Origin of the sequence: Pseudoalteromonas sp. Angola-30 (genome assembly GCF_028599215.1) — a bacterium.
Classification (GTDB): Bacteria; Pseudomonadota; Gammaproteobacteria; order Enterobacterales; family Alteromonadaceae; genus Pseudoalteromonas; species Pseudoalteromonas atlantica.
In genome coordinates this window covers 80,382-103,934 of record NZ_JAQREI010000002.1, presented here as the reverse complement: position 1 = coordinate 103,934, position 23,553 = coordinate 80,382, and the positions used below count along the sequence as shown (strand labels likewise).

General features: G+C 40.8%; 21 protein-coding genes. 7 read left to right on the top strand and 14 right to left on the bottom strand.

Going from position 1 to position 23,553, the window contains the following annotated elements; genetic code table 11:
- Positions 1–127: 127 nt before the first annotated feature.
- The 6 genes from PSH54_RS03405 to PSH54_RS03380 all read right to left on the bottom strand — a co-directional run bounded on the left by PSH54_RS03405 (position 128) and on the right by PSH54_RS03380 (position 8,101).
- The gene (locus PSH54_RS03405) at positions 128–1,801 is read right to left on the bottom strand and encodes an EAL domain-containing protein (RefSeq protein WP_273605487.1); all 1,674 of its coding nucleotides are present in this window, start codon (positions 1,799–1,801) and stop codon (positions 128–130) included.
- Between the two features lie 145 nt (positions 1,802–1,946).
- Complete coding sequence (gene arsC / locus PSH54_RS03400) at positions 1,947–2,363, bottom strand: arsenate reductase (glutaredoxin) (RefSeq protein WP_054982914.1); 417 nt, start codon at positions 2,361–2,363, stop codon at positions 1,947–1,949.
- A 9-nt stretch (positions 2,364–2,372) separates the two neighbouring features.
- Positions 2,373–3,389: an ACR3 family arsenite efflux transporter gene (gene arsB / locus PSH54_RS03395; RefSeq protein WP_029773089.1), complete on the bottom strand. Its 1,017-nt coding sequence runs from the start codon at positions 3,387–3,389 to the stop codon at positions 2,373–2,375.
- A gap of 9 nt (positions 3,390–3,398) precedes the next feature.
- The gene (gene arsH, locus PSH54_RS03390) at positions 3,399–4,121 is read right to left on the bottom strand and encodes an arsenical resistance protein ArsH (protein ID WP_024032512.1); all 723 of its coding nucleotides are present in this window, start codon (positions 4,119–4,121) and stop codon (positions 3,399–3,401) included.
- Between the two features lie 171 nt (positions 4,122–4,292).
- Entirely contained in the window at positions 4,293–7,019 is a 2,727-nt protein-coding gene (locus tag PSH54_RS03385) for a response regulator (protein ID WP_273605486.1), read from the bottom strand.
- A gap of 170 nt (positions 7,020–7,189) precedes the next feature.
- Positions 7,190–8,101, bottom strand: coding sequence for a LysR family transcriptional regulator (locus PSH54_RS03380; RefSeq protein WP_273605485.1), 912 nt, complete (start codon positions 8,099–8,101; stop codon positions 7,190–7,192).
- A gap of 138 nt (positions 8,102–8,239) precedes the next feature.
- On the opposite strand from PSH54_RS03380, the gene PSH54_RS03375 reads away from it, so the two are divergent.
- The 4 genes from PSH54_RS03375 to PSH54_RS03360 all read left to right on the top strand — a co-directional run bounded on the left by PSH54_RS03375 (position 8,240) and on the right by PSH54_RS03360 (position 11,640).
- Positions 8,240–9,412, top strand: coding sequence for an MFS transporter (locus PSH54_RS03375; protein WP_273605484.1), 1,173 nt, complete (start codon positions 8,240–8,242; stop codon positions 9,410–9,412).
- A gap of 69 nt (positions 9,413–9,481) precedes the next feature.
- Entirely contained in the window at positions 9,482–10,621 is a 1,140-nt protein-coding gene (locus PSH54_RS03370; RefSeq protein WP_273605483.1) for an MFS transporter, read from the top strand.
- Positions 10,622–10,632: 11 nt separating this feature from the next.
- Positions 10,633–11,166, top strand: coding sequence for a redoxin domain-containing protein (locus tag PSH54_RS03365; protein ID WP_273605482.1), 534 nt, complete (start codon positions 10,633–10,635; stop codon positions 11,164–11,166).
- A gap of 63 nt (positions 11,167–11,229) precedes the next feature.
- Positions 11,230–11,640, top strand: a complete 411-nt coding sequence (locus PSH54_RS03360; protein ID WP_273605481.1) for a hypothetical protein — start codon at positions 11,230–11,232, stop codon at positions 11,638–11,640.
- Between the two features lie 121 nt (positions 11,641–11,761).
- On the opposite strand, the gene ssb is transcribed toward PSH54_RS03360, so the two are convergent.
- Both ssb and PSH54_RS03350 read right to left on the bottom strand, forming a co-directional pair.
- Positions 11,762–12,466: a single-stranded DNA-binding protein gene (gene ssb / locus PSH54_RS03355; RefSeq protein ID WP_024032519.1), complete on the bottom strand. Its 705-nt coding sequence runs from the start codon at positions 12,464–12,466 to the stop codon at positions 11,762–11,764.
- A gap of 20 nt (positions 12,467–12,486) precedes the next feature.
- Positions 12,487–13,854: an MFS transporter gene (locus tag PSH54_RS03350; RefSeq protein ID WP_024032520.1), complete on the bottom strand. Its 1,368-nt coding sequence runs from the start codon at positions 13,852–13,854 to the stop codon at positions 12,487–12,489.
- Between the two features lie 163 nt (positions 13,855–14,017).
- On the opposite strand from PSH54_RS03350, the gene uvrA reads away from it, so the two are divergent.
- Complete coding sequence (uvrA, locus tag PSH54_RS03345; protein WP_273605480.1) at positions 14,018–16,837, top strand: excinuclease ABC subunit UvrA; 2,820 nt, start codon at positions 14,018–14,020, stop codon at positions 16,835–16,837.
- Positions 16,838–16,924: 87 nt separating this feature from the next.
- Here uvrA and trpS read toward each other — a convergent pair whose 3' ends face one another.
- Genes trpS through rpe form a run of 3 tightly spaced genes read right to left on the bottom strand, consistent with a single transcriptional unit; the run spans position 16,925 to position 19,311 of the window.
- Positions 16,925–17,929 carry a tryptophan--tRNA ligase gene (gene trpS, locus PSH54_RS03340; protein WP_029771853.1) on the bottom strand — a complete coding sequence of 335 codons (1,005 nt, stop codon included), beginning with the start codon at positions 17,927–17,929 and terminating at the stop codon, positions 16,925–16,927.
- Between the two features lie 33 nt (positions 17,930–17,962).
- On the bottom strand, positions 17,963–18,628 hold the full coding sequence (locus PSH54_RS03335; protein ID WP_055254629.1) for a phosphoglycolate phosphatase: 666 nt from the start codon (positions 18,626–18,628) through the stop codon (positions 17,963–17,965).
- Complete coding sequence (gene rpe / locus PSH54_RS03330; protein WP_054982922.1) at positions 18,628–19,311, bottom strand: ribulose-phosphate 3-epimerase; 684 nt, start codon at positions 19,309–19,311, stop codon at positions 18,628–18,630. The genes PSH54_RS03335 and rpe overlap by 1 nt, the downstream gene beginning before the upstream one ends.
- 426 nt (positions 19,312–19,737) lie before the next feature.
- On the opposite strand from rpe, the gene PSH54_RS03325 reads away from it, so the two are divergent.
- Positions 19,738–20,034 carry a hypothetical protein gene (locus PSH54_RS03325; protein WP_029771857.1) on the top strand — a complete coding sequence of 99 codons (297 nt, stop codon included), beginning with the start codon at positions 19,738–19,740 and terminating at the stop codon, positions 20,032–20,034.
- 3 nt (positions 20,035–20,037) lie between these two features.
- Entirely contained in the window at positions 20,038–20,223 is a 186-nt protein-coding gene (locus PSH54_RS03320; RefSeq protein WP_024032525.1) for a DUF2970 domain-containing protein, read from the top strand.
- On the opposite strand, the gene PSH54_RS03315 is transcribed toward PSH54_RS03320, so the two are convergent.
- From PSH54_RS03315 to aroB, 3 genes are read right to left on the bottom strand one after another with little or no spacing between them, the layout of a single operon-like run.
- A complete protein-coding gene (locus tag PSH54_RS03315) occupies positions 20,171–21,037 on the bottom strand; it encodes a Dam family site-specific DNA-(adenine-N6)-methyltransferase (protein WP_273605479.1) in 867 nt (288 codons plus the stop codon). The two genes, PSH54_RS03320 and PSH54_RS03315, sit on opposite strands and share 53 nt — an antisense overlap.
- A gap of 53 nt (positions 21,038–21,090) precedes the next feature.
- A complete protein-coding gene (locus tag PSH54_RS03310) occupies positions 21,091–22,470 on the bottom strand; it encodes an AAA family ATPase (RefSeq protein ID WP_273605478.1) in 1,380 nt (459 codons plus the stop codon).
- On the bottom strand, positions 22,470–23,540 hold the full coding sequence (aroB, locus tag PSH54_RS03305; RefSeq protein WP_024032528.1) for a 3-dehydroquinate synthase: 1,071 nt from the start codon (positions 23,538–23,540) through the stop codon (positions 22,470–22,472). The genes PSH54_RS03310 and aroB overlap by 1 nt, the downstream gene beginning before the upstream one ends.
- Positions 23,541–23,553 lie beyond the last annotated feature (13 nt).

The following is a 23,553-nucleotide window of genomic DNA, read 5'->3' as shown; positions in this document are numbered from 1 at the left end:
TCAGGGCATTAAAACATGCTTACTTAGGGCCAGTTTAACCACGGTACAGTGTGTAACCTAGTGAGCTCTACAACCACTGCTAGAGTGGCCCTTTTGGCTGCGCTTAGCTTAAAAGGATTAACTGGCCTTAGTAAAACGTGGCATGTGTGTATTCTTGCAAGGGCTCAGAAAAGTAAAAACCTTGTGCGGCAACTACGCCTAGTTTAGCCAACATAAGTAGCTCTTTTTGGGTTTCTACACCCACCGCGTACACAGGTATATTGAGCAACTTGCTTTGCGCCACAATGTTTTTAACTTGTTTTTGCTGTTGTGTTTTTTCATCCACATTATGAACAAGCGGATACCCTAGTTTAATACCGCTAACTAATTTTTGAGAAGCAATTTGGTTAATGTGCTCCACATTCTGTACATTATCAATCACCAGCAAACTTTGTAGGGCTGTCAGTTTTTCAAAGGCGCCTGCTAGTTGCGCTTGGTACTTAATAAAGTCTGCTTCGCTAATTTCAAACTGTAACTTTCGCTTTGTCGTAAAATCTTTCATATTGGTGACAAACCAGCTCCAAAACTGCTCGTTAAACCAATTACTTATATGCAAATTAACGCTCACCGTTAGAGCACTAGGCTCAGCTAAAATAAGCTTTTTAACTTGAAGTAGCACCGCTTTATCTAACTCAAATGCTTGGTGATTGTTAAAGTCTTGATTAATAAAGTAACGCGCAGCTAATAAACCGTGCGGTTGCTGCCTAATTCTTATTAGCACTTCATGTTGTACAATATCGCCGCTGGTGATCATAAATAACGGTTGAAAGAATAAGATAAATTTATTCTTTTTAATATTTTCAATAACCTGCTTACTTGAAATTAAGTTCCCTTGCTCGTGCTGTAACGCGAGCCTATGCCAGTGCTGAATTAAGCTTTTTTCTGAAAATACTAAGGCCGACTTAGCGAGTTTAAAAATAACGGGTTGCTCAGTCGCATATCGATAATCGCACAGTCCAACCTTTATGTTTTTACGCGTTACTGTGCTTCGATAACGCTTACAAATTTGATAAACGCATTCGTGTAGGCTTTCACTGTATGTATCTAGCTTTGCTACGGGGATATTATTTAAAGTAATAGCAAGGTTGTTAGCATCAAATACATTAACTGATACTGCAGGAAGCTCTTTAAAATATTTTGCTATCAATACCTTAAAGCTTGCTTGGGTATCGGTATTTTCATCAAACACACAATCACATTTCACTATGGCAAATAAGCTATGTCGCGCTGCACTAACACCGTACATAGACTTTACTTCGCAGTTTAATGTGGTGATTTGCGTAGAAAGTTTTTTTGCAGCTTTAGTTTTGCTGGAAGGCAATGGCAGGTTCGCTGCCGGTTTTGTTACTAATACTTTCCACCATCTAACCCACCAGCTAGTGGCACCTAATATAATGATATTTAATAGTAAAAATAAGTAAGCTTGCTCCACCCAGGCAGGCCAGTGGTATAAACTTATGCTGAGCGTTTTATAGCTAAATACATCGTGCTGTATATCAACTAAGTATTTGAAGTGTTCGGCATTTGAGTGTGCAGCCAGCATAAAGCCCTTACTTTGCACCAATGCCTGCACTATTTCTTTATCGGCATTGGCATTAATTTGCAGCTCAAAAATTTGCTGCGTTAACTGCTGACCATTTTTATGAATTTTTTTATGGAGCGTATCATTTAAAAGCACATTAAAAATAATTACCATCAGCGTGAAACTGGTTAAGTAAATTATTTTTTTTTGCTCAGCAATTTTTATTAAGGCTTTATGCATAGTGCTCTCTGTGGCAACGCGACTATTTAAAGTGTTGTTCAAAATAGTCATTAGCACAAGCAGGCAAAGCAAGTTTAAATGTTTATAATTTTGCTAAACAAAAAAAACCCATGTAAACGGGGTTTTGGCAAATAGTTTATTACTTTTAGGGTTGCTCGCCCTGCGCGTTTAATATCATTTCGCCGTCTTCTTTGTATAGCTCGCCTTTAGGCCATTGCGCTAACAACGTTAAAACTTGCTCACTAGGGCGACATAGCTTAACCCCTTTTTCGGTGCACACTATAGGTCTATTAACCAGTATAGGGTGCTCAAGCATGGCCTCTAAAATAGCTTCGTCTGTTACATTTTCATTTAACAAGCCTAGTTCTTCAGCAGGCGATTTACTCACTCTCAACGCTGTTTTTGGTGTTAAGTTTGCTGCGGCAAATAACGCTAACAATTGAGGTTTTGTCCAGCCCTCTTTAAGGTATTCAATAACCGTGGGGTTATAGCCAGCGGCTTTAATAATCTGCAATACATTGCGCGATGTACCACAATCAGGATTATGATGAATAACGACCATGACACTCTCCTAGTTAAACCAATGACGCGTTTTATTAGCAAAATAAACTAAGCTAAGCATAACAGGTACTTCAACAAGAACGCCCACAACGGTGGCAAGCGCAGCACCAGAGTGTAAACCAAATAATGAAATGGCTACGGCAACAGCAAGTTCAAAAAAGTTAGAAGTTGCAATCATGCAAGCTGGAGCTGCAATATTATGAGCTAGGCCCATTTTTTTTGCGGCTATATAGGCTATTGCAAAAATACCGTACGTTTGAATAAGCAGCGGAATAGCAATCAATACAATGGCTTCTGGGTTATCTATTAATGTTTGAGACTGAAAACCAAATAAAAGTGCCACCGTTGCCAGTAAGCCAATTATAGAATACGGTTTCATTACCTTTAAAAAGTGATTTAACCGTGTGTGATCTTCACCCTTATCTAACTTTTTGCGGGTAATAGCGCCTGCTATTAATGGAATAAGTACATACAAAACCACCGAGAGTAATAACGTGTCCCACGGTACCGTTATGTCTGTTACCCCTAGTAATAAACCTGCGATGGGCGCAAAGGCAAAAATCATAATAATATCGTTGATAGATACCTGCACTAACGTGTAATTAGCATCGCCTTTTGTTAATTGACTCCACACAAACACCATTGCAGTACATGGTGCTACTCCTAATAAAATCATACCGGCTATGTATTCTGTTGCCGTTTGTGGGTCAACAAAGTCTGCAAAAATGCCTTTAAAAAATAACCACCCTAGTAAGGCCATGGTAAAGGGTTTTATGAGCCAGTTGATAACAACTGTCAGTACTAAGCCTTTAGGCTTTTTGCCTACATCTTTAATAGAGGAGAAGTCAATTTGCACCATCATTGGGTAAATCATAAACCAAATGAGTACAGCGATAACAATATTTACATGTGCATATTCTAAGCTTGCAACAACACTAAATACATCGGGTACGGTGTAACCGGCGACAATCCCTACCGCGATTGCCAGCGCAACCCACACCGATAAAAAGCGTTCAAATAACCCCACAGTAACCTCCTAAATGTCTTTTTGATTTACGCGTTTACTGAGCTGCTCTGCTGTTTCTACTCGCTCAGAGTATCTATCAACAAAGTAATCTTTTTGGTCGCGCATTAATAAGGTAAATTTTACGAGCTCTTCCATTACATCCACAATTCGATTGTAAAAAGCAGAAGGCTTCATTCGGCCATTCTCTTCAAATTCTAAAAACGCTTTAGGCACCGATGACTGATTAGGTATTGTTACCATGCGCATCCAGCGCCCTAATACGCGTAACTGATTAACCACATTAAATGACTGTGAACCACCACAAACCTGCAGCACAGCCAGCGTTTTACCTTGTGTAGGCCTTACCCCACCCAGGTTTAATGGAACCCAATCAATTTGGTTTTTAAATACACTCGTCATAGCACCGTGTCGCTCCGGCGAGCACCATACTTGCCCTTCAGACCAGAGCATTAAATCACGTAGCTCTTGCACCTTAGGATGCGTCTCATCTTCACTATCTGTTATGGGTAAACCTTCAGGGTTAAATATTTTAACCTCAGCACCAAAGTGGGTTAGCAAGCGTGCACTTTCTTCTATAACTAACTTGCTATATGAGCGAGCTCTTAGCGATCCGTATAACAATAAAATTTTAGGTTTATGAGATGAAAACGTTAGCGTGAAATCCTTAACGGTAGGAGGAGTGCTTTGTGAAAGTTCTAAATTAGGTAGCTCGTGTTCAATTGATTTACTCATAATCCTTAACCTTGTAGTTCTATAGCGAACTAAACACATATGAAAAAACGAATATATGAAATTTCACATATTAAAAGGTGTGAGTCAAACCCTATTTATATAAATTTTGCGTTTGGTTTTTTAACGTTGCAGGCGTTAAAGCCTGCTATTAAAGGTAGGTAATTGATAAGTTTATTTATTTAAGCAGCTAATTATTGTATCGCGTAATGTTTTAGCTTTTATTGGTTTAGCAACATGTGCATTCATACCAATAGATAGGTAGTGAGTAATATCATCTTTCATTACGTTTGCAGTTAACGCAATGATAGGCATAGAGGCAAGCGCAGTATTGCTATCACTGCGTATTACTTTAGTCGCTTCTACACCGTCCATAATGGGCATATGAATATCCATTAAAATAATATCAAACGTTTCTAATTTTACGGTTTGTATGCATTCTAAGCCATTTTCTACTACGTGCACTTGCGCCCCACTGGCGGCTAATATATCGGATACAATTAACCTGTTTATGGCGTTATCTTCCACAACGAGTATTTTTACCCCTTGCAGTGGCTTTTCGGTGGCAGGTTTATGGGTATTACTTGTAGAAGGGCTAACCACTTTGCTTTTCATCGCTTCAAATAACACGCTGGTAAGCACAGGCTTATGCAAAATAGTTTTAATGTTTATTTTTTTAGCTATGTCGTAAATTGCGTCGTTTTTGCTTGCTGTAAGTACAATAATATTGTTGCAAAGCTGTGGGTTTACTTTGTAAATGCGGGTAAAAAACGTTTCACTGCTCATGGTCGGCATTTCACAATCAACAATAATAATTTTATAAGTGTTTATATTTTCTTTAATTATCTCTATTGCATCACTTGCCTGCTTGCAGGGCGTACAACGCAGCCCCATTGCACTAAGCTGACTTTTAATTAAGCTTAAATCATCTTCGTTATCATCTATTAGTAATACATCAAATGGTTCAGCAAATGATAACTGTGGGCTGTCTTCTATTAATGCTTGGGTGTTTACCTCAACGTTTATGGTAGCAATAAACTCACTGCCTTCACCTTGCGTACTGCTTACAGAAATATCGCCACCCATTGCTTGGCATAAACGTTTACTAATGGCTAAGCCTAACCCAGTTCCCCCGTATTTTCGGGTTGTAGAGCTGTCGGCCTGAGTAAATGACTCAAACAAGTTAGGTAAGCTTTTTGCATCAATACCAATGCCAGTGTCTTTAACACTAAAGCGTAAAACAGTACTTTTGGTGTCATGGGGGGCTTCTTCTGCGTCTATTTGCACCGAAACAGCTCCATTAGAGGTAAACTTAATCGCGTTAGAGCACAAGTTAATTAATACTTGGTTTATACGCACCACATCGCCAACTAAGTTATGTTTCACGTTATCGCTAATATTAATCTCAAACGCAATTCCTTTACTCCGCGCCCTATTTTCAAATGTGGTCGTTATATAATCGACAACCGCGTTTAACGAAAATGCAAAGGCCTCGAGTTTGATATTTCCTGACTCGATTTTTGAAAAATCTAAAATGTCATTAATAACCACAAGCAATTGATCTGACGAGTACTTTATTTTTTCTAAATACTGTTTATCTTCTTCAGGTAAGTTTTTGCCCAATAAAATATTTGTCAGCCCTATAATGCCACTCATTGGGGTTCTGATCTCGTGACTCATATTGGCTAAAAATTCAGATTTTGACGAGGTAAGTTGCTCTGCTTCTTCTTTAGCTTGTAGTAGCTCTTTAGTGCGTTGCTCTACACGCGATTCAAGTCGTAGCTTTTCTTCATCAAGCGCGTTTACAAGCTGGATGCGGCGGCGGTTTAACCGTAATACAAACACTAAAAAAGCGCTCAATACAAAAATAGTAATGGCGGCGCTGTAAATTAACACTTTATTTTGTTCAAAGTAACTCGGCTTGTAATAAGCAATAATCGATTTTTCTGGCAGGCTTTGCGGGGCAACATTATATTTTTTTAGCTGTCGCCAATCGTATTTATGAACACTTAAATTTTCATCGCTTATAGTAGGTAACACGTTATTTTCACTGTAAGAAATAATAACTTCACCCACGCGTTTACCTATTTTCTCACCTGATAAAACATAACCACCCACTACACCTGAGCCCAATAAAACTTCCCAGTAGCTAAAAATGGGGGCGTTACTGTGCTGAGCGAGTAAGCTGACGAGCTGATACGGGCTAATCGACTTATTTTCGTAATTTCTAAATATAGGGGTAAATAAAATAATGGCGTCTGAAGGCGCATTTTTTACTTTTGTCATCAGTTCAGCAGCCGGAAGATCAAACCATTGCTCAATCTCTAAATACGAAAAATCTTGGCTGATAAAATTAAACAGCCCTGTATAAAAGTTTCTACCTATTTCATTTTTAGTATCTAAGATGACAATGAGCTTTTTAGGTTTCATTAAATTAACCGCGCTGGCGGTTGCTTGCTTGTAGTCTAACTTAGCCTGCATTAATGCATTGTTAGTGTTTACCGGTAGCCTAAACTGCTCGCCAGGCTCAATATAAACTTTTGGCGTGCTAGTAAAAAAATCATTCAATTGCGATATTAACGTGGCTGCTGAGGGTGATAACGTGACAATAATATCTATGTGCTTATTTTTATATTTTTGCTTAAGGTAGTCGCTCATTAATTGCTTTTGAGTGGCCTCATCAAAGCGCCCTACATCAATGTTTTCAACAAAAAGCTCATAGTCAAAAGTCCGTGTTGATAGCTCGCTATTTAAGCCCTCTTCAACACTTTTATGCCAAGGCATATGTTGGTTGGTAGAATTTATAAATAAGACATTGGTAATTTTAGAATCCGGTTGAGCGCTTACCGGCAAACTGGCAAATTGAAAAACAAGAAATAAAAATAAAATAATGGCTTTCATGTTTCTCATAGTTGCTTGAAGTAATTAGTACCACTAGAGTAGATGTTAATTATTTACAAATCAATTAAATGAGATGTAAATCACAAGGGTGTTTTTGCGTTTTTTCGCATTTACGCCTCGCTAATTATTGCAGCGCATAAGTTAGCTAAAAGCGCTTTTATAAAGCCAACTCAATTACGCATGCTAAGCTGAATCTCTGCTTGGGCATTAAGTGCCATTTCAACAAACGCTTGCGTGGTAGCGCTGTTGTTAATTTGCTTGTATTGCAGCTGCAAATAAATTTGTGTGTCGACCTTTTCTAACTCTATAAAATGGCACCCCTCGCTATATAATTTACTTACACAATAAGGTGCTATAGCTAACCCTAAACCAGCGGCAACCTCTGTTACTAAGGTTTGCATATGCCTTGGTTGACTAATAATGTTAGGTGAAAAGCCAGCGCGCTTGCAACGAGTAATAATTTCATCAAACAACCCTAAGGCTTCGTCGCGATTAAAAAGAATAAATGGCTCATTTTTAAGGGTTTTCAAATCAATAGTTTGCGCCGATGCAAAGGGATGATTTTTGTTGACCACCGCTACGAGGCGGTCAACGTACATAGTTTCACTTATAAACTCATCGGCTATGGTGCTTGGTAACGGCCGAGAAAACGCAACATCTACCCGTTCGTTTTTAAGGGCCTCTATTTGCTCGGTCGCGGTCATTTCTAGCAAGGTAACGTGAACATTAGGAAACTGCGACTTATACGTTCGGATTAATTTGGCTAAAAATGTTAAACACGCAGAGCTTAAATACGCAATACTCAGCGAGCCTAACTGCCCGCTATCGACCAGTTTAACCTTATTTTTAGCCCGCTCTGTAAGCGCTAAAATTGCCGTGGCATCTTTAACTAACTGATCTCCCGCTTGCGTGATCGACACCTCCCGAGAGTTACGGATAAACAAGCTAACACCTAGCTGCTCTTCTAACGAAGAAATATGGCGACTTATAGCGGGTTGAACTGTATGTAGCTCTTGAGCCGCTTCTGAAAAGCTCAGGTGCTTAGCCACTGCAATAAAACTTTTTAATATTTTTATATCCATGTGCGACTCAAATTTGCTCTGTATGAGAGGTATAGCAACAACTATACGTTATTTGTATAGGTTCCATCAAATTTAAACATTTCTAACATCAAGCTTCTCCCTCTATCATTCGCCTACCTTTTAATGTTGGAGAGCAAAATGACCCAGGTAACGCAAAGCGCCTCGTTAAGTCGCTTTATTTTATTGTTGATGACAACCGCCATTGCAGCAACCGCTGCAAACCTATATTACAGCCAGCCAATTTTACCTCTGATTGGTAACGAGTTTAATTTAACGGATTCACAACTTGGTAGCATTCCCGCATTTACTCAATTTGGTTACGCTTTTGCCCTATTGTTTATTTCGCCGCTGGGGGATTCTATTGCGCGTCGGCGCTTAATAAGCATTTTATCGGGCTTACTGGTTATTGCATGTAGCTTTGCCGTATTTACACCTAACTTACCGCTGTTATTAATGTCGGTATTTTTAATAGGGGTAAGTGCCAACATTACTCAGCAATTAATCCCTTTTGCGGCATCACTTGTATCTGCTGAAAATAAAGGGGCGACATTGGGCACCTTAATGATGGGTCTAACCATTGGTATTTTACTTTCACGCACGTTAAGCGGTTTTGTAGGAGAGCACTTTGGTTGGCGTGGCGTATTTGTTATGTCTGCAATATTAGCTGCGCTATTTGGTGTACTACTTAGGCTCTTTTTACCCCTAAATAAACCACAAACTAGCTTACGTTACTGGCCGCTACTTAAAAGTACAGTGGCGTTATTTAAACAGCACAAATCATTACAAGTATTTACTTTAACTGGCGCGCTTTGGTTTGCTGCTTTTAATGTACTGTGGGCTACTTTAGCTATTTATGTCAGTGATGAACCTTTTAACTTCAGTGCCCAAGAGGCCGGATTATTTGGCATCATTGCTTTAGCTGGCGTAATAGGGGCTAAGTCTTCGGGTAAGTGGGTCAATGCGTTGGGCTCTAAAAAATTAGTCATGATAGTACTCTCACTTGCCGCAATTGGTTTTGCTATTACAGGCGTTTTTTTAGGAAACCTAATAGCCCTAATTATCGGTATTATTTTAATCGACTTCGCTATTTTTAGCGCACAAGTAGCCAATCAAGTCCGCGTATTTAGCATAGACCCAAGCGCACAAAGCCGTATCAATGGTGTTTACATGCTCGGCTACTACTTAGGCGGCGCCTTTGGCTCAATTATTGGTGTGAAAGCCTTTGCTTTGTACCAGTGGCCTGGCGTAGTTGTCCTTAGTGTAGTGTTAATTACCATCAGCGCTGCTTTTAACTCTCTCGCAAAAAAATAACCGCCATTAACTCCTTGCAACTAAGCGTAAGTCCCCCTTAGTTGCCCCATTTAAAAACAGAGAATACTTATGAATAAACTCAATAACGCAGGAAGCTACACTTTGCTGTGTATAGCTTGCTTAACAATCATGGTGGGTGCATTGGTTACACCTGGTTTAATCAGTATATCAACAGCCCTAAATGTTGCTGACAGTGCGGTATTTTTAGTGACCTTACCGGCTTTAGGGGCTGTTATATTTGCGCCTATTGCAGGTAAATTAATTGATAAATATGGCGCTTACCGTTCATTAATTATTGGCTTATTTTTATACGGCTTTTTAGGTGCAAGCGTGTATTTGTTACAAGGGCCGTTGTTGGTTTTTGCTAACCGTATTTTGCTTGGCGGTGTTACCTCAATTGTTATGGCCGGTTGTACCGTTTTAATATCACAGTGGTACTTTGGTAAAGCGCGCCTAGGCATGCTTGCTAAGCAAGGTATGGCAATAGAGCTCGGTGGCGTTATATTTCTATTTATAGGTGGCCTACTTGCTGTGCAGCATTGGGCTTTACCATTATCGTTGTACCTTATTTCTTGGGTATTTTTAGCCATGTTGCTACTTTTTGTGCCGCGTAATCACCCTCAAGCACAAGAGGCACAAGCAACACAAGAGCACGTAATATCAAATAAAGGCTTATCTCTTAAGCATGTGTATTCGCTGGCTGTGCTTGCAATGGTCACGTTTTTTAGCGCAATTGTTTTACTACCCAGCACAATGCATGCGCAAAATTATAATGAAGAACAAGTAGGGTTTTTACTCTCTTTCATCTCGTTAGTGGCTGTTGTTGGGGCACATTTTATGCCTCAGTTAACTAAAAAAATGGGCGAGCAAAAAGTACTTGCGCTGGCATTTATAGGCTATGGGGCATCATTTGCTTTCTTTTTACAAACGGGTACAGCGTTATTGGTAATAGGCGCTGTGTTTAGCGGTATTGGCTTTGGTTTTAGCATCCCACTATTAAACCATATGACCGTAGAGCGTAGCGCAGCCTCTGTTCGCGGTCGTAACCTCTCTTATTTCACAATGGCTGTTTTTTCTGGGCAATTTTTAACATCGTTTGTTGAATATATCCCCGGAGGCACTCGCAATATTTTTATTAGCTGTATCAGCTTATGTGCACTCACTGCGCTGTACTTATTTGTTAAAAAAAATCATTCACAATCAGTATAAAAGAGGTTTTTATGTCAGAGTCATTTAAATTAATAGCCGGTAATTCATTTCCAACAGTTACTGCACACTTGCTCGATGGGACAACCGCAGATCTAAGTAAGCCGCACGGTGGCGCCGAGTGGCAAATGCTCGTGGTATACAGAGGCAAGCATTGCCCGCTTTGTATGCGTTACTTAAATTTACTAGAAGCGCAATTACCCGCATTAAAGGCACTTGGGGTGAGCGTTTGTGCCGTTTCTGCAGATAGCCGCGCGCAGCTAACACAAAGCATGGACACGCTCGCGGTTAGCTTTCCTATAGCTTATGGTTTAACACAGCAGCAAATGAAACAACTTGGGCTGTATATTTCCTCACCTCGCTCTAAGCAAGAAACCGATCACAACTTTGCAGAGCCCGCTATGTTTGTCGTAAATGAGCAAGGGATATTGCAAGCTGTAAATATTTCTAATGCCCCGTATTTACGCCCTGAGTTAGACGTGGTTGTAAGAGGCTTAAAGTTTATTAAAGAGCAAAATAACTACCCTATTCGCGGCACTGTTGTGTAACCATTTAAATTACAGCCGTGGCGTTTATTACCTGACGGCTGCTTTATTAAGGCATAAGCTTTCATGAAGAATTTATTTAGTAATCTTTTAAATTTAGCCAGCGCGCTTTTTATGTTTAAGTTTGCCCTGCCAAAATTATTAGCAGCGCAAGTAAGCGTTAAAACCTTTAGCTACTTTGCACAGGTACTGCCCGTTAACGCTAAAATTTATATGTATAGCGTTGGTTTACTGGAGTTGGTAGTGGGTTTAATGATGCTTGCTCTTTTGTTTATTAAAAATGAAAAGCAAAAAGCACTGTTTATCTATGTTGCGTATGTTTTATTGGCGGGTACGTTAATTGGGGCGCTGTTACATGAATATTTTGTTCGCCCCGAGCCAGTTGCTCAGTTAGTCACTTACTCAGGCTGCTTTTTAGTTATATGTGCCATTCAACTTTTAGCCTATAAAAAGGCGCTAATAGCGCGTTTTGAGTGACTTTAAGGCGTTAAATGGTAGATAGACACTGCACCTTTTGTACTAAAACGTGTTGTTACAAAAAAGCCGCTTAGTAGCGGCTTTCTAAATTTTTTATCAACAATTATGATTTATGTATTCCTCAAAACGGAATGTCGTCATCAAAATCTATTGTTGGTTCCATAGGATTTGATGCACCGCCCTGAGGGGCGTTTTGCGGCTTAGGTGCAAAACCACCTTGCTGCTGTGGCGCATTACTTTGCCCAGGAGCAAAGCCACTGTTGTTTGATTGTTGGTATTGGTTATTTTGCTGTGGAGCAGGTGCTGCAGCTGGGCGTTGTGCTGGTGCAGCTTGTTGCTGTGGTGCATAACCACCTTGCTGGCTGTTTTGAGCTTGGTTGTTTTGACCATAGCCACCGCCTTGTTGATTATTTTGGTAACCGCCACCTTGTTGGCCGCCTTGATTACCTTGATAACCACCACCTTGCTGATCGCCACCGCGAGCGCCTAGCATTTGCATTTGACCCGTAAAGCCATCAACAACGATTTCTGTTGTGTATTTTTCTTGGCCTTGTTGGTCGGTCCATTTACGTGTTTGAAGTTTACCTTCAACGTAAATTTGCGAGCCTTTACGGCAGTACTCACCAACAATTTCAGCTAGCTTGCCAAAAAATACTACACGGTGCCATTCAGTTTTATCAACCATTTGGCCAGTGTTTTTGTCTTTATAGCTGTCTGACGTTGCTAAGGTAATATTTGCTACACCATTACCATTAGGCATGTAACGAACTTCAGGATCTTGTCCTAAATTACCAACCAAAATTACTTTGTTCACACCGCGTGCCATGGAACCATCTCCTATAAACGTTAGATTAAACCAGCTACTTTACGTGCTTGGTCTAGGTCAAATTCTTTATCATTAATCTTTAAATAGCTGCGGCTTTCGTCGCGTACTACTGTTGCTTCTATTACGCCAGGTAAAGCAACTAGCTGAGAAGCAAGTGCTTGAGCTTGCTCTTCAGAACTTAAATTGGTCATTAAACTAATAACTTTACTTTTCGGTGGGACTTGCATTTTCCACGCAATAATAAGCCATATTAACCCAACAAGTGCCGCGGCCGCAAACACAGCTTGCGTACTTGTAGTTTGGGCAACATAACCCCCTAAAATACCACCTAAAAAAGCCCCCAAAAACTGGCTAGACGAATACCCACCCATAGCCGAACCTTTTTGGCTAGCGGGCGCAATACGCGATACAAGCGCAGGCATAGTGGCTTCTAAAAAATTAAATGCTACAAAATAAAGCAACATACAAATGGCAATGCCAACCACGCTATTCACCCAAATAGACATAGCAAACATACTAATAGAAAGCAGTGCTACTGAACCAATAAACGCTTGTTTTTCTTTTTCTTTTTTAATGGCAATAATCATAATAGGGACCATTAAAATAAACGCTAACAGCAATACCGGAATATATAAATACCAATGGTGGTTTGCCACTAAGCCATCTTTTATTAGTTGGCTGGGTAGTACCACAAAAATAGTGGTTAGCGTTAAATGTAGCAGTAATACACCTGCATTTAAGCGCGATAATTGCGGATGCTTAATAAGCTTTTTAATATCACTAAAGCTTGCCAAGGTATCGCCTTTGGGCGCTTTGTTTACTGCGTTGGGCACTAGAAATAAAATAATACCAATACCGAACACGGCAAGTATTGCTGTTAACCAGAATACGCCTGCTACACCCCACGACGCGGCAACAATAGGCCCAAGTAACATAGCAAAAGCAAAGCTCATGCCTATGCTCATACCAATCACCGCCATTACTTTAGGGCGCTGTTCGTCGCGGCTTAGGTCGCTGGCAAAAGCAAGCAGCGCACTGGCTATAGCGCCCATACCTTGTAGTGCACGGCCCACTGTAACCATTTGAATAGATTCAGCAAGGGCTGCAATAACAGAGCCCAACGCAAACACAACTAAGCCACCAACAATGACTTTTTTACGGCCTATTTTATCTGACAAACGCCCCATAGGAATTTGCAGTACCGCTTGCGTTAAGCCATACGCGCCAATAGCAAATCCTATCCACATAGGCGAAAAACCATCAAGCGATTGGCCATAAATAGCCAATACAGGCATCAGCATAAACAAGCCGAGCATTCTAAATGCAAACACACTCGCCAGCGATACAGCGGCGCGCTTTTCTCGTGAATTAAGTGAAGATGCGGTCATTATCTGCGTATTCTTACGATATGAAAAATTTAGGCTGGGATTCTACCACAAGCTTGGCAATAATTAATCGCCTATAAGTAAGGATTTTTTCGTTGATCATTGATTAATAATGTTTCGTATTATGCGATACTGGACAAATAATTTTGGTAATAAACGAGATAGCATGGAAAACATTGAAGTCCGAGGCGCCCGTACGCACAATTTAAAAGACATCAGCCTAACCATCCCACGTGATAAATTAATTGTTATCACAGGCCTATCTGGTTCGGGAAAGTCATCACTGGCATTTGATACTTTATATGCAGAAGGACAGCGTCGTTATGTTGAGTCACTTTCTGCCTACGCAAGGCAATTTTTATCGTTAATGGAAAAGCCTGACGTTGATCATATTGAAGGCCTGTCTCCCGCCATTTCTATTGAGCAAAAATCTACATCGCACAATCCTCGCTCAACAGTGGGTACCATTACCGAAATATACGATTACTTGCGTTTAATGTTTGCCCGCGTGGGCGAACCACGCTGCCCAACCCACGACTTACCGCTTGCAGCTCAAACAATTAGCCAAATGGTTGATACCGTTTTAGCACTGCCAGAGGGCACTAAGCTGATGCTTTTAGCGCCAGTAGTTAAAGATCGTAAAGGTGAGCACGTTAAATTACTTGAGCAACTTGCAAGCCAAGGCTACATTCGCGCTCGTATAGATGGCGAAGTATGCGACTTATCAGATCCACCAACGCTTGAGCTTCATAAAAAACACACTATTGAAGTGGTGGTTGACCGCTTTAAAGTAAAAGATGGCCAACAGCAGCGTTTAGCAGAGTCGTTCGAAACCGCACTTGAGATGTCTGGCGGTGTGGCAAATGTAGCCTACATGGACGACAGCACGATAGAAGAAATGCTGTTCTCAGCAAATTTTGCCTGCCCTACCTGTGGCTACGCAATGACCGAATTAGAACCGCGCTTATTTTCGTTTAATAACCCTGCCGGCGCGTGTCAAAGCTGTGATGGTTTAGGCGTACGCCAATACTTTGATCCCAACCGTGTGGTACATAACCCAGAGCTCAGCCTTGCCGGTGGTGCTATTAAAGGCTGGGATAAACGCAGCTTTTATTATTTTCAAATGCTACAGGCGGTCGCCGAGCACTATAACTTTGATTTAGATGTGCCATTTGAAAAGCTGGCTAAAGAATCGCAAAAAATTATTTTAGAAGGCTCAGGGCAAACAAAAATAGCCTTTAACTACCGTAACGACAGAGGCGATTTAATAACACGCAACCACGAGTTTGAAGGCGTGTTAAACAACATGAACCGTCGCTATCGCGAAACTGAGTCAAACTCGGTGCGTGAAGAGCTCGCTAAATATCAAACTAGCCAAGCGTGCCCTAGTTGCCATGGCTCGCGTTTGCGCCAAGAAGCACGCCACGTATTTATAGGTCAAACAAACCTACCTGCTATTACAACTATGAGTATCGGCGAAGCGATGGACTTTTTTGAAGGGTTATCGCTAACAGGTCAAAAAGCTCAAATAGCTGAAAAAATCCTAAAAGAAATTCGCGACCGCTTATCGTTTTTAATTAATGTTGGCCTTAATTACTTATCACTTGAGCGCAGTGCCGATACCCTCTCCGGTGGTGAAGCCCAGCGTATTCGTTTAGCCAGCCAAATAGGTGCGGGCCTTGTAGGCGTAATGTACGTACTGGATGAGCCATCAATTGGTTTACACCAGCGCGATAACGACCGTTTATTACAAACATTGGTGCATTTACGCGACTTAGGTAATACCGTTATTGTTGTTGAGCACGACGAAGACGCGATTCGCGCAGCCGATCACATTATTGATATTGGCCCAGGCGCGGGAGTGCACGGCGGACACATTATTGCACAAGGTACACGTGACGATATTTTAGCCACTAAAGACTCGGTAACTGGCCAGTTTTTATCAGGCGTACGCAAAATAGAAGTGCCACAAGAGCGTAACCCAACCAGCGCCAAATGGCTTGAGCTATTTGGTGCCACAGGTAATAACCTAAAAAATGTAGACTTAAAAATTCCATTTGGCTTATTAACCTGTATTACAGGGGTATCGGGCTCAGGTAAATCAACGCTCATTAACGATACACTCTTTAAGCTTGCGCATACTGAGCTTAACGGCGCGACCACAGCAGAAGCCGCGCCTTACAAGTCAATTAGTGGCCTTGATCACTTTGACAAAGTGATTGATATTGACCAAAGCCCAATTGGTCGTACACCGCGCTCAAACCCTGCAACCTACACAGGTATTTTTACCGGTATTCGTGAGTTATTTGCAGGTACACAAGAAGCCCGCTCTCGCGGCTATAAAGTAGGTCGCTTTAGCTTTAACGTAAAAGGCGGGCGCTGTGAAGCTTGCCAGGGCGATGGCGTAATTAAAGTAGAAATGCACTTTTTACCTGATGTATATGTACCGTGTGATGTATGTAAGGGCGCGCGCTATAACCGCGAAACTTTAGAAGTACAATACAAAGGTAAAAACATTCACCAAGTGCTCGAAATGACCGTTGAAGACGCGCACGACTATTTTGATAAAATACCTGCAATAGCGCGTAAACTTAAAACGCTAATGGACGTTGGTTTATCGTATATTCGCCTAGGGCAAGCTGCTACCACGCTCTCTGGTGGTGAAGCACAACGTGTAAAACTGGCTCGTGAGCTTTCTAAACGCGATACAGGTAAAACACTGTATATACTTGATGAGCCAACAACCGGCCTTCACTTTGCCGATATTGAACAACTACTTGTGGTATTACATCGCCTGCGCGATCATGGTAATACCATTGTGGTAATTGAGCATAACTTAGATGTGGTTAAAACCGCAGACTGGGTGGTTGATTTAGGCCCTGAAGGGGGCGCTGGCGGCGGTGAAATACTCATTGCAGGCACGCCTGAAGAAGTAGCCGAATGTGAACGCTCGCATACTGGGCATTACCTAAAACCATTGCTTTAAGATAGATAATAAAAAGTATTCATTAAAAGTCACAAAAATGCCGCTAAATTTAGCGGCATTTTTATTTGCTTATACTAGTAAAGCAATTTATGTACGAGGAATAAACCCTAGTGCATCGTAAACCGATTTAAGTGTTTTTTCTGCACGTACACTGGCTTTTTCTGCGCCTGATTTCATGATGCTATCAAGTAGGTTTTGATCTTCTCTGATCTCTTTAAAACGTGCTTGGATTGGCTCAATCATGCTAACAACTGCATCGGCTGTGTCTTTTTTCAGGTGACCATACATTTTATCTTCATACTCTGGCACTAAGTCTTCAATTGAGCGCTTAGTGGCTACGCTTAATAAAGTAAGTAAATTAGAAACGCCTGGCTTTTCAGTACGGTCAAAGTAAATACGCGCTTGCTCGTCTGAATCGGTTACTGCTTTTTTAAGCTTTTTCTCAATCTTTTTAGGCTCATCTAATAGCATGATGTAGCCATTAGGGTTTTCGTCAGACTTAGACATTTTTTTGAGCGGATCTTGAAGGCTCATTACGCGTGCGCCAAATTCAGGAATATATGGCTCAGGTAACTTAAATACGTCACCGTATAAATTATTAAAGCGTGTAGCTATATCACGCGTTAACTCTAAGTGCTGCTTTTGGTCATCCCCTACCGGTACTTGGTCTGCTTGATATAATAAAATATCCGCTGCTTGCAATACTGGGTACGAAAATAAACCGACGTTTACATTGTTAGCATGCTTAGATGACTTGTCTTTAAACTGAGTCATGCGGTTAAGCTCGCCCATTTGTGCGTAACAATTTAGCACCCATGCTAACTGCGCGTGTTCTGGCACTTGCGACTGTACAAATAAGGCCGATTTTTCAGGGTCTATGCCACATGCCGCGTATAACGCTATACCATCTAATACACGAGAGCGAAGAAGTTCAGGCTCTTGGCGCACGGTAATCGCGTGTAAATCAACAAGCATAAAGAAACTTTCGTGGTCTTCCTGTAGCTTTAGCCACTGGTTAATAGCGCCAACATAGTTGCCTATTGTCATACCACCGGTTGGCTGAATGCCACTTAAAACTACTGGTTTACTCATGATTTTCCTTTAGTGTTTAGTTAATTAAAAATTTTAACGCTGTGTTAGTGTTGGTATTATATCTAAGAAGTTATCGCATAGGTACTGTGGATTATAATCCTCAAGATTTTCGCCTTGGTTATAACCATAATCCACCGCTATTACATCAATTTTAGCGGCATGTGCTGCCAATATATCGCTTTTTGAATCGCCAATCATAATAGCCTTACTCGGCTCAACATTCAGCTTGTTACATGCATACAATAAAGGCGCTGGTGAAGGCTTTTTAGCCATATCGTCTCCACACACTATCACTTCAAAGTGACTGGTAAGGGAAAGCTTATCAAGTAGTAGCTCGGTAAATAGGCGCGCCTTATTAGTAACAAGTGCTTTTGGCATGCCCCGCAAAGCACTGAGCCCTGTTTCTACATGCTGATACAACACACTATACTTGCCCACTAGCTGCTCATAATGTTGGTAAAATAAGGCAATGGCTTTTGCACTAAGCGCTTCATCTAAATGTTCGCTAATTTGCATATCACCGCTGAGTGCACGCTTGACTAGGGTTTCAATACCGTTGCCTATCCAGCTTTCAACCAAGCTTTGGCTAACAATAGGAAACGCTAAATCACTCAGTGTTAAGTTTACTGCTAGGTATAAATCGTAAACGCTATCAACAAGTGTGCCGTCAAGGTCGAACAAAGCTACATCATATTTCATTACTTTACGTTTCCTAACTGCTCACGCATTTGATCAATAACAACCTTGTAATCAGGCTCATTAAAAATAGCAGACCCTGCTACAAACATATCGGCACCTGCTTGCGCTGCTGCGGCTATGTTATCAACCTTAATACCACCATCTACTTCTAGGCGAATATCACGACCCGACTCAACTATACGCTGCTTTGCTTGAGCTAGTTTTTCAAGGGTGTGGGGAATAAAGCTTTGGCCGCCAAAGCCTGGGTTTACCGACATTAATAAAATAGTATCTAGCTTATCAATAACATGATCGAGGTAGCTAAGGCTAGTGGCAGGGTTAAATACTAAGCCTGCTTTACAACCATGGTCTTTAATGAGCTGTATGGTGCGGTCTATATGCTCGCTGGCCTCAGGGTGAAAAGTAATTATTGATGCGCCGGCCTCTGCAAACAAAGGGATTATACTATCGACTGGTTTTACCATTAGGTGCACATCTATAGGTGCTGTTACACCGTAATCTCTAAGCGCTTTACACACCATAGGCCCAATAGTGAGATTAGGCACGTAGTGATTATCCATGACATCAAAATGTACTACATCAGCGCCTGCAGCGAGTACTTTATCCACATCTTCGCCTAATTTTGCAAAATCGGCTGACAAAATAGAAGGCGCAATTAAGTATTTTTGTTCAGGGTTTAACATAGTAATCCGTCAATCAGTAAAGTATGCCTTAATGTACCGTAAATGCTAAGGTTTCCCAAGTAATACACTGTAAATTAGGCATAACTAAAAATATCGATTTAAATACATAAGTATTTATTTATAAAAAGCTTTAGGGCGTGTTGAGCTTTAGTGGTTGAGTTTTAGGCAGCATGTTTAATTTTTGGTAAGGCCGTGAGTAGGATACACAAGCCATGCTTACATGATACAAGTTATTAGTTTACGCAAGAGCAGTTATTGTGCCCACTCGATTACAACCCTCGGGTCGCGATTTAAAAACTCTTAGCTTGAGAGCACACTTTAACTCGCAAGTTTCAACAGGCCTTAGCTATTACAGATAAATATTAGTTTGTTATTTATACAGCTTTTGTTATTATTAAAGGAGTAACTTAATTTTAGGCTAATATTATGCGTGCATTTAAAACAGGGATCTTAATTGCGTCGGCATTGTTATTTATTGGAGCATTTAGTTTTGCGCCAAGTTCTGAGCAAGATTTAAGCTTAGTTAGCAATTGTCAGCATCAGGCAAGTAGTAAAAACGCTTCAAACACCTTAACGTGTGCGAAAGTAGAAGAAGACTCATCGTGGTTTTCGTGGCTAACAGGCGATAGCCGCAGTGCGCAGTTTCATTATTTAGATTTATTAGAGCTATTAACTAGCTCAGAAGACGCTAAGAATACGCCTTCAATAAAACCTCTATTTTAAATAATGCTGCACTTTATTAGCGCGTTGCAAAGTGTGCTAGCAGCATTTTTTGGTGTGCAATCAGAGCACAAACGCCAAGCCGACTTCCAACAACACTCCCCTCTTTTTATTATTGCTTTAGCTGTGCTGTTTTTTGTTATTTTTGTAGTGACAATTTACGCAGTGGTTGCTTGGGTGCTAAATACATAGCCATTAACTCGTCGACCTTGTTGCGTGACCCACCTTTAGGGCTGATAGTACGTTTTACCTGAATTTTACCAAGTGTAGCTTGGCTATAAATTTTTCGCGTCCACATGGTATCGTGGTTAGATATAAGCACTGGGGTATTGTTTTCGAACGCGGCTTGCTCGGCTAAGTTTGCCAAGTTTGCTTGATCGTCTAAATTAAACCCGCCTTTAGCATAAGAGGTAAACGACGCTGTTTTACTTAGCGGCACATAAGGCGGATCGCAATAAATAACCGCATTGTTTGGCACAAGCTTAAACACATCATCGTAGCTTAGGCAGGTAAATGTGGCTTTTTGTGCTTTTTCGGCAAAAAAGTACATTTCTTTTTCTGGAAAATAAGGCTTTTTATATTTACCAAATGGCACGTTAAAAATGCCTTTGAGATTATACCTACACAGCCCATTGTAACCATGGCGATTCATGTATAAAAAGAGCATTGCGCGCTCATATACATCATTGCTTTTATTAAACTGTACACGGTATTCGTAGTAAGCGTCTGGGTGGTTATTTAAATCAACAAATAGTTTTTTAGAGTCACTTATAAACTCATCAGGCGAGCGCTTGAGCTCTTTGTATAAGTTAATTAAATCAGCATTGATGTCGTTGAGTAAATAGTGTTTAAAATTACTATTTAAAAATACCGAGCCTGCACCTACAAAAGGTTCTACCAAGGTTTCAGCGTGTTTGCTGGCTTGAGATAAACGTGCATTAATATCTTCAACTAGGCTGTATTTACCGCCAGCCCATTTAAGGAAGGCTCTACTCTTTTGTTGCATTGGTTCTTAACTTCAATCTGCTGTAGCGCGATTTTACACTAAAGTGAGTCAGTTTACTGATCAAGTCGTGCAATTTCTTGTTTTATTTTGCTGATTTTTTTATAAAAAGGCTTGTTCTTTCTAAGCGCACTCGACAAGGCAGACAACGCACTTTTAGCATCAGCGAGTGATGCATAACTACCAATAGTAACCACCCACCACACTTTATTATTTCGCTTAGTTTGGTAAACCTTAGCGCGCTGGCTTAAATTATGTTGAATAATAAACTCACGGGTGATTTTTTCCTGTGTAACAGCTAGCAGCTGCACAGCTGTATTATTATCTGGCTGAGCTAAATACCAAGCGTTATCGGATACGTTATTTGAGATTTTAGGCTGCGGGCTTTCTTTATCGTCACTTTCAATTGGCTCAATAGTCTCAGGAGTGTTTAAGCTTTGTGGTAACGCCTCGCTTTGCTCACTTTGCTCACTTTGAGCGCTTTGTTGAGCCTGACGCGTTAAACTTTGCATTATCGCCGGCACATCGTTTTTATGGGGCGCTACATTACCTTGTGATTTATCGCTGACCGGCTCTAAAGGCAAATCCGCTTTTGATATATCAGAATTAGCATTACTGACTTCTTTATTCGCGCTTGGGATAGCGGTAATTTTTGAAGCAGGAATAGCGGTATCTATGCCTTGGCTTTGTTGATTTTGATAGTACGTTTGCCACCACTGGGTCATATCATTTTTATACAGCAAACCAATGATAAGTAGCATAATTATAATTAACAACGAGATTAAGTGTACTCGCCACGACACTTTATCTTTTTTTATAATATCAGCCACATGCTCCGTTGGCTGCCATGCTAATAATAAGCTGGGGTTGCCATTCGCTTCATTTAAAAATGCGCTAAATACGGGGTCTTCGTCGTACGGTAAATTAGGAAAATACCAGCTCATTAGCTGTTTAGATTCATGCGCAGATAAAGGCTCTAAGTAAATTTCAACGGCATTATTAATAGCTAGCTTTGATTGCGAAGCTAGCATGATATAAAGCGTTACAGGGCTGTTTTTGGCAAGTAACTCTAATTCCTGTAATAACTCTTCAGATAAGTGCCTTGCATTATCGAGCACCCACAAACAAGCCTCACACGGCTGCTGCTGCAACAATTGGTAAAAGTTTTCACTTAACGATAAATCGTGGTCAATCAGCGGAGAGTTAAAGCTTTGCTCTAATATATCACTCATCAGTGATACATCATTTACACTGGCACTTACTTGTACAAATGCTTTATTAAAACTGTTGTATTTGTCGGTGATGAAGGTTTCGAGCATATAACTTTTGCCTAGGCCAGAGGTGCCTAGTAATACAATTAAGTTTTGCCCGTATTCAAATTGCAGAGCGATTCTATCCACCAACGCCGCACGGCTTGGTAAAATTTGCGCCTGCATTATTGCTCGATTAACGCTCTAACTTGGTCGTCTGATACGTCATCTACCAATGCGCATTGACCAAATTGAGTAGGTAAAATAAAGCGGATAGTGCCTTTTTTATTTTTTTTGTCTTTACGCATATGCATTAAAAACTGCTCAGCAGTCATTTCACTTGGGATCTCAGTCGGTAAATTATAAAGCTTGAGTAGCGTTACAATTCTATCTACCTCAGTTTGCGATAAGTCACCGCGTGTATGCGCTAATTTAGCAGCAAGTACCATTCCGGTAGCAACAGCCTCTCCATGTAGCCATACACCGTATCCCATTTGCGCTTCAATTGCATGCGCAAAGGTATGCCCTAAGTTGAGTAATGCACGAAGGCCATTTTCTTTTTCATCTTGCGCCACGATAAGCGCTTTAATTTCACAACATCTATAAATAATATGCTGCAAACTTGCTTCATCTAGTTGCTGTAGCTTTTCTACATTTTGCTCAATAAAAGCAAATAGCTCGGTATCGTAAATTAAACCATACTTAATAACTTCGGCCATACCCGCAGCAAATTCGCGCGCCGGTAAAGTGTGAAGTGAATTAGTATCAATAAAAACAGCTTGCGGCTGATAAAACGCCCCAATCATGTTTTTACCCAGTGGGTGATTTACCGCTGTTTTGCCCCCTACAGAGGAGTCAACTTGTGATAGTACCGTGGTCGGAATTTGAATAAACGGTACACCGCGCTGATAACATGCAGCAACAAAACCTGTTAAATCGCCAATAACGCCGCCACCTAGTGCAATTAAGCATGTGTCTCGGCCGCAATTATTTTGCAATAAAAAAGCAGATATTTTCTCAAACCATTCAAGCGACTTGTATTGCTCACCATCAGGAATGACAAAAGAAAGAGGGTCTAGATCAGCCAACGAATCAAGCAGCCCTTGTAAATATAAAGGCGCAACTGTGTCGTTAGTGATAATGATAGGCCGACAATCACCAATGTGGTGAACAAGGCGGCCATTATCTTGAAGTGCAGATTGACCAATAAAAATAGGATAACTTCGCTCGTCCAAATTAACAGTTAATTCAAGCATGCTTTGTTATTTC

Bases quoted from the DNA above. Each gene is read 5' to 3' on its own strand.
- ssb (WP_024032519.1), bottom strand. From the start codon at position 12,466: ATGGCACGCGGTGTGAACAAAGTAATTTTGGTTGGTAATTTAGGACAA.
- arsH (WP_024032512.1), bottom strand. From the start codon at position 4,121: ATGAGTAAATCAATTGAACACGAGCTACCTAATTTAGAACTTTCACAA.
- PSH54_RS03350 (WP_024032520.1), bottom strand. From the start codon at position 13,854: ATGACCGCATCTTCACTTAATTCACGAGAAAAGCGCGCCGCTGTATCG.
- arsC (WP_054982914.1), bottom strand. From the start codon at position 2,363: ATGGTCGTTATTCATCATAATCCTGATTGTGGTACATCGCGCAATGTA.
- PSH54_RS03370 (WP_273605483.1), top strand. From the start codon at position 9,482: ATGAATAAACTCAATAACGCAGGAAGCTACACTTTGCTGTGTATAGCT.
- PSH54_RS03385 (WP_273605486.1), bottom strand. From the start codon at position 7,019: ATGAAAGCCATTATTTTATTTTTATTTCTTGTTTTTCAATTTGCCAGT.
- aroB (WP_024032528.1), bottom strand. From the start codon at position 23,540: ATGCTTGAATTAACTGTTAATTTGGACGAGCGAAGTTATCCTATTTTT.
- PSH54_RS03375 (WP_273605484.1), top strand. From the start codon at position 8,240: ATGACCCAGGTAACGCAAAGCGCCTCGTTAAGTCGCTTTATTTTATTG.
- PSH54_RS03380 (WP_273605485.1), bottom strand. From the start codon at position 8,101: ATGGATATAAAAATATTAAAAAGTTTTATTGCAGTGGCTAAGCACCTG.
- PSH54_RS03320 (WP_024032525.1), top strand. From the start codon at position 20,038: ATGCTGCACTTTATTAGCGCGTTGCAAAGTGTGCTAGCAGCATTTTTT.
- PSH54_RS03310 (WP_273605478.1), bottom strand. From the start codon at position 22,470: ATGCAGGCGCAAATTTTACCAAGCCGTGCGGCGTTGGTGGATAGAATC.
- trpS (WP_029771853.1), bottom strand. From the start codon at position 17,929: ATGAGTAAACCAGTAGTTTTAAGTGGCATTCAGCCAACCGGTGGTATG.
- uvrA (WP_273605480.1), top strand. From the start codon at position 14,018: ATGGAAAACATTGAAGTCCGAGGCGCCCGTACGCACAATTTAAAAGAC.
- PSH54_RS03405 (WP_273605487.1), bottom strand. From the start codon at position 1,801: ATGCATAAAGCCTTAATAAAAATTGCTGAGCAAAAAAAAATAATTTAC.
- PSH54_RS03315 (WP_273605479.1), bottom strand. From the start codon at position 21,037: ATGCAACAAAAGAGTAGAGCCTTCCTTAAATGGGCTGGCGGTAAATAC.
- PSH54_RS03325 (WP_029771857.1), top strand. From the start codon at position 19,738: ATGCGTGCATTTAAAACAGGGATCTTAATTGCGTCGGCATTGTTATTT.
- PSH54_RS03365 (WP_273605482.1), top strand. From the start codon at position 10,633: ATGTCAGAGTCATTTAAATTAATAGCCGGTAATTCATTTCCAACAGTT.
- PSH54_RS03335 (WP_055254629.1), bottom strand. From the start codon at position 18,628: ATGAAATATGATGTAGCTTTGTTCGACCTTGACGGCACACTTGTTGAT.
- PSH54_RS03360 (WP_273605481.1), top strand. From the start codon at position 11,230: ATGAAGAATTTATTTAGTAATCTTTTAAATTTAGCCAGCGCGCTTTTT.
- rpe (WP_054982922.1), bottom strand. From the start codon at position 19,311: ATGTTAAACCCTGAACAAAAATACTTAATTGCGCCTTCTATTTTGTCA.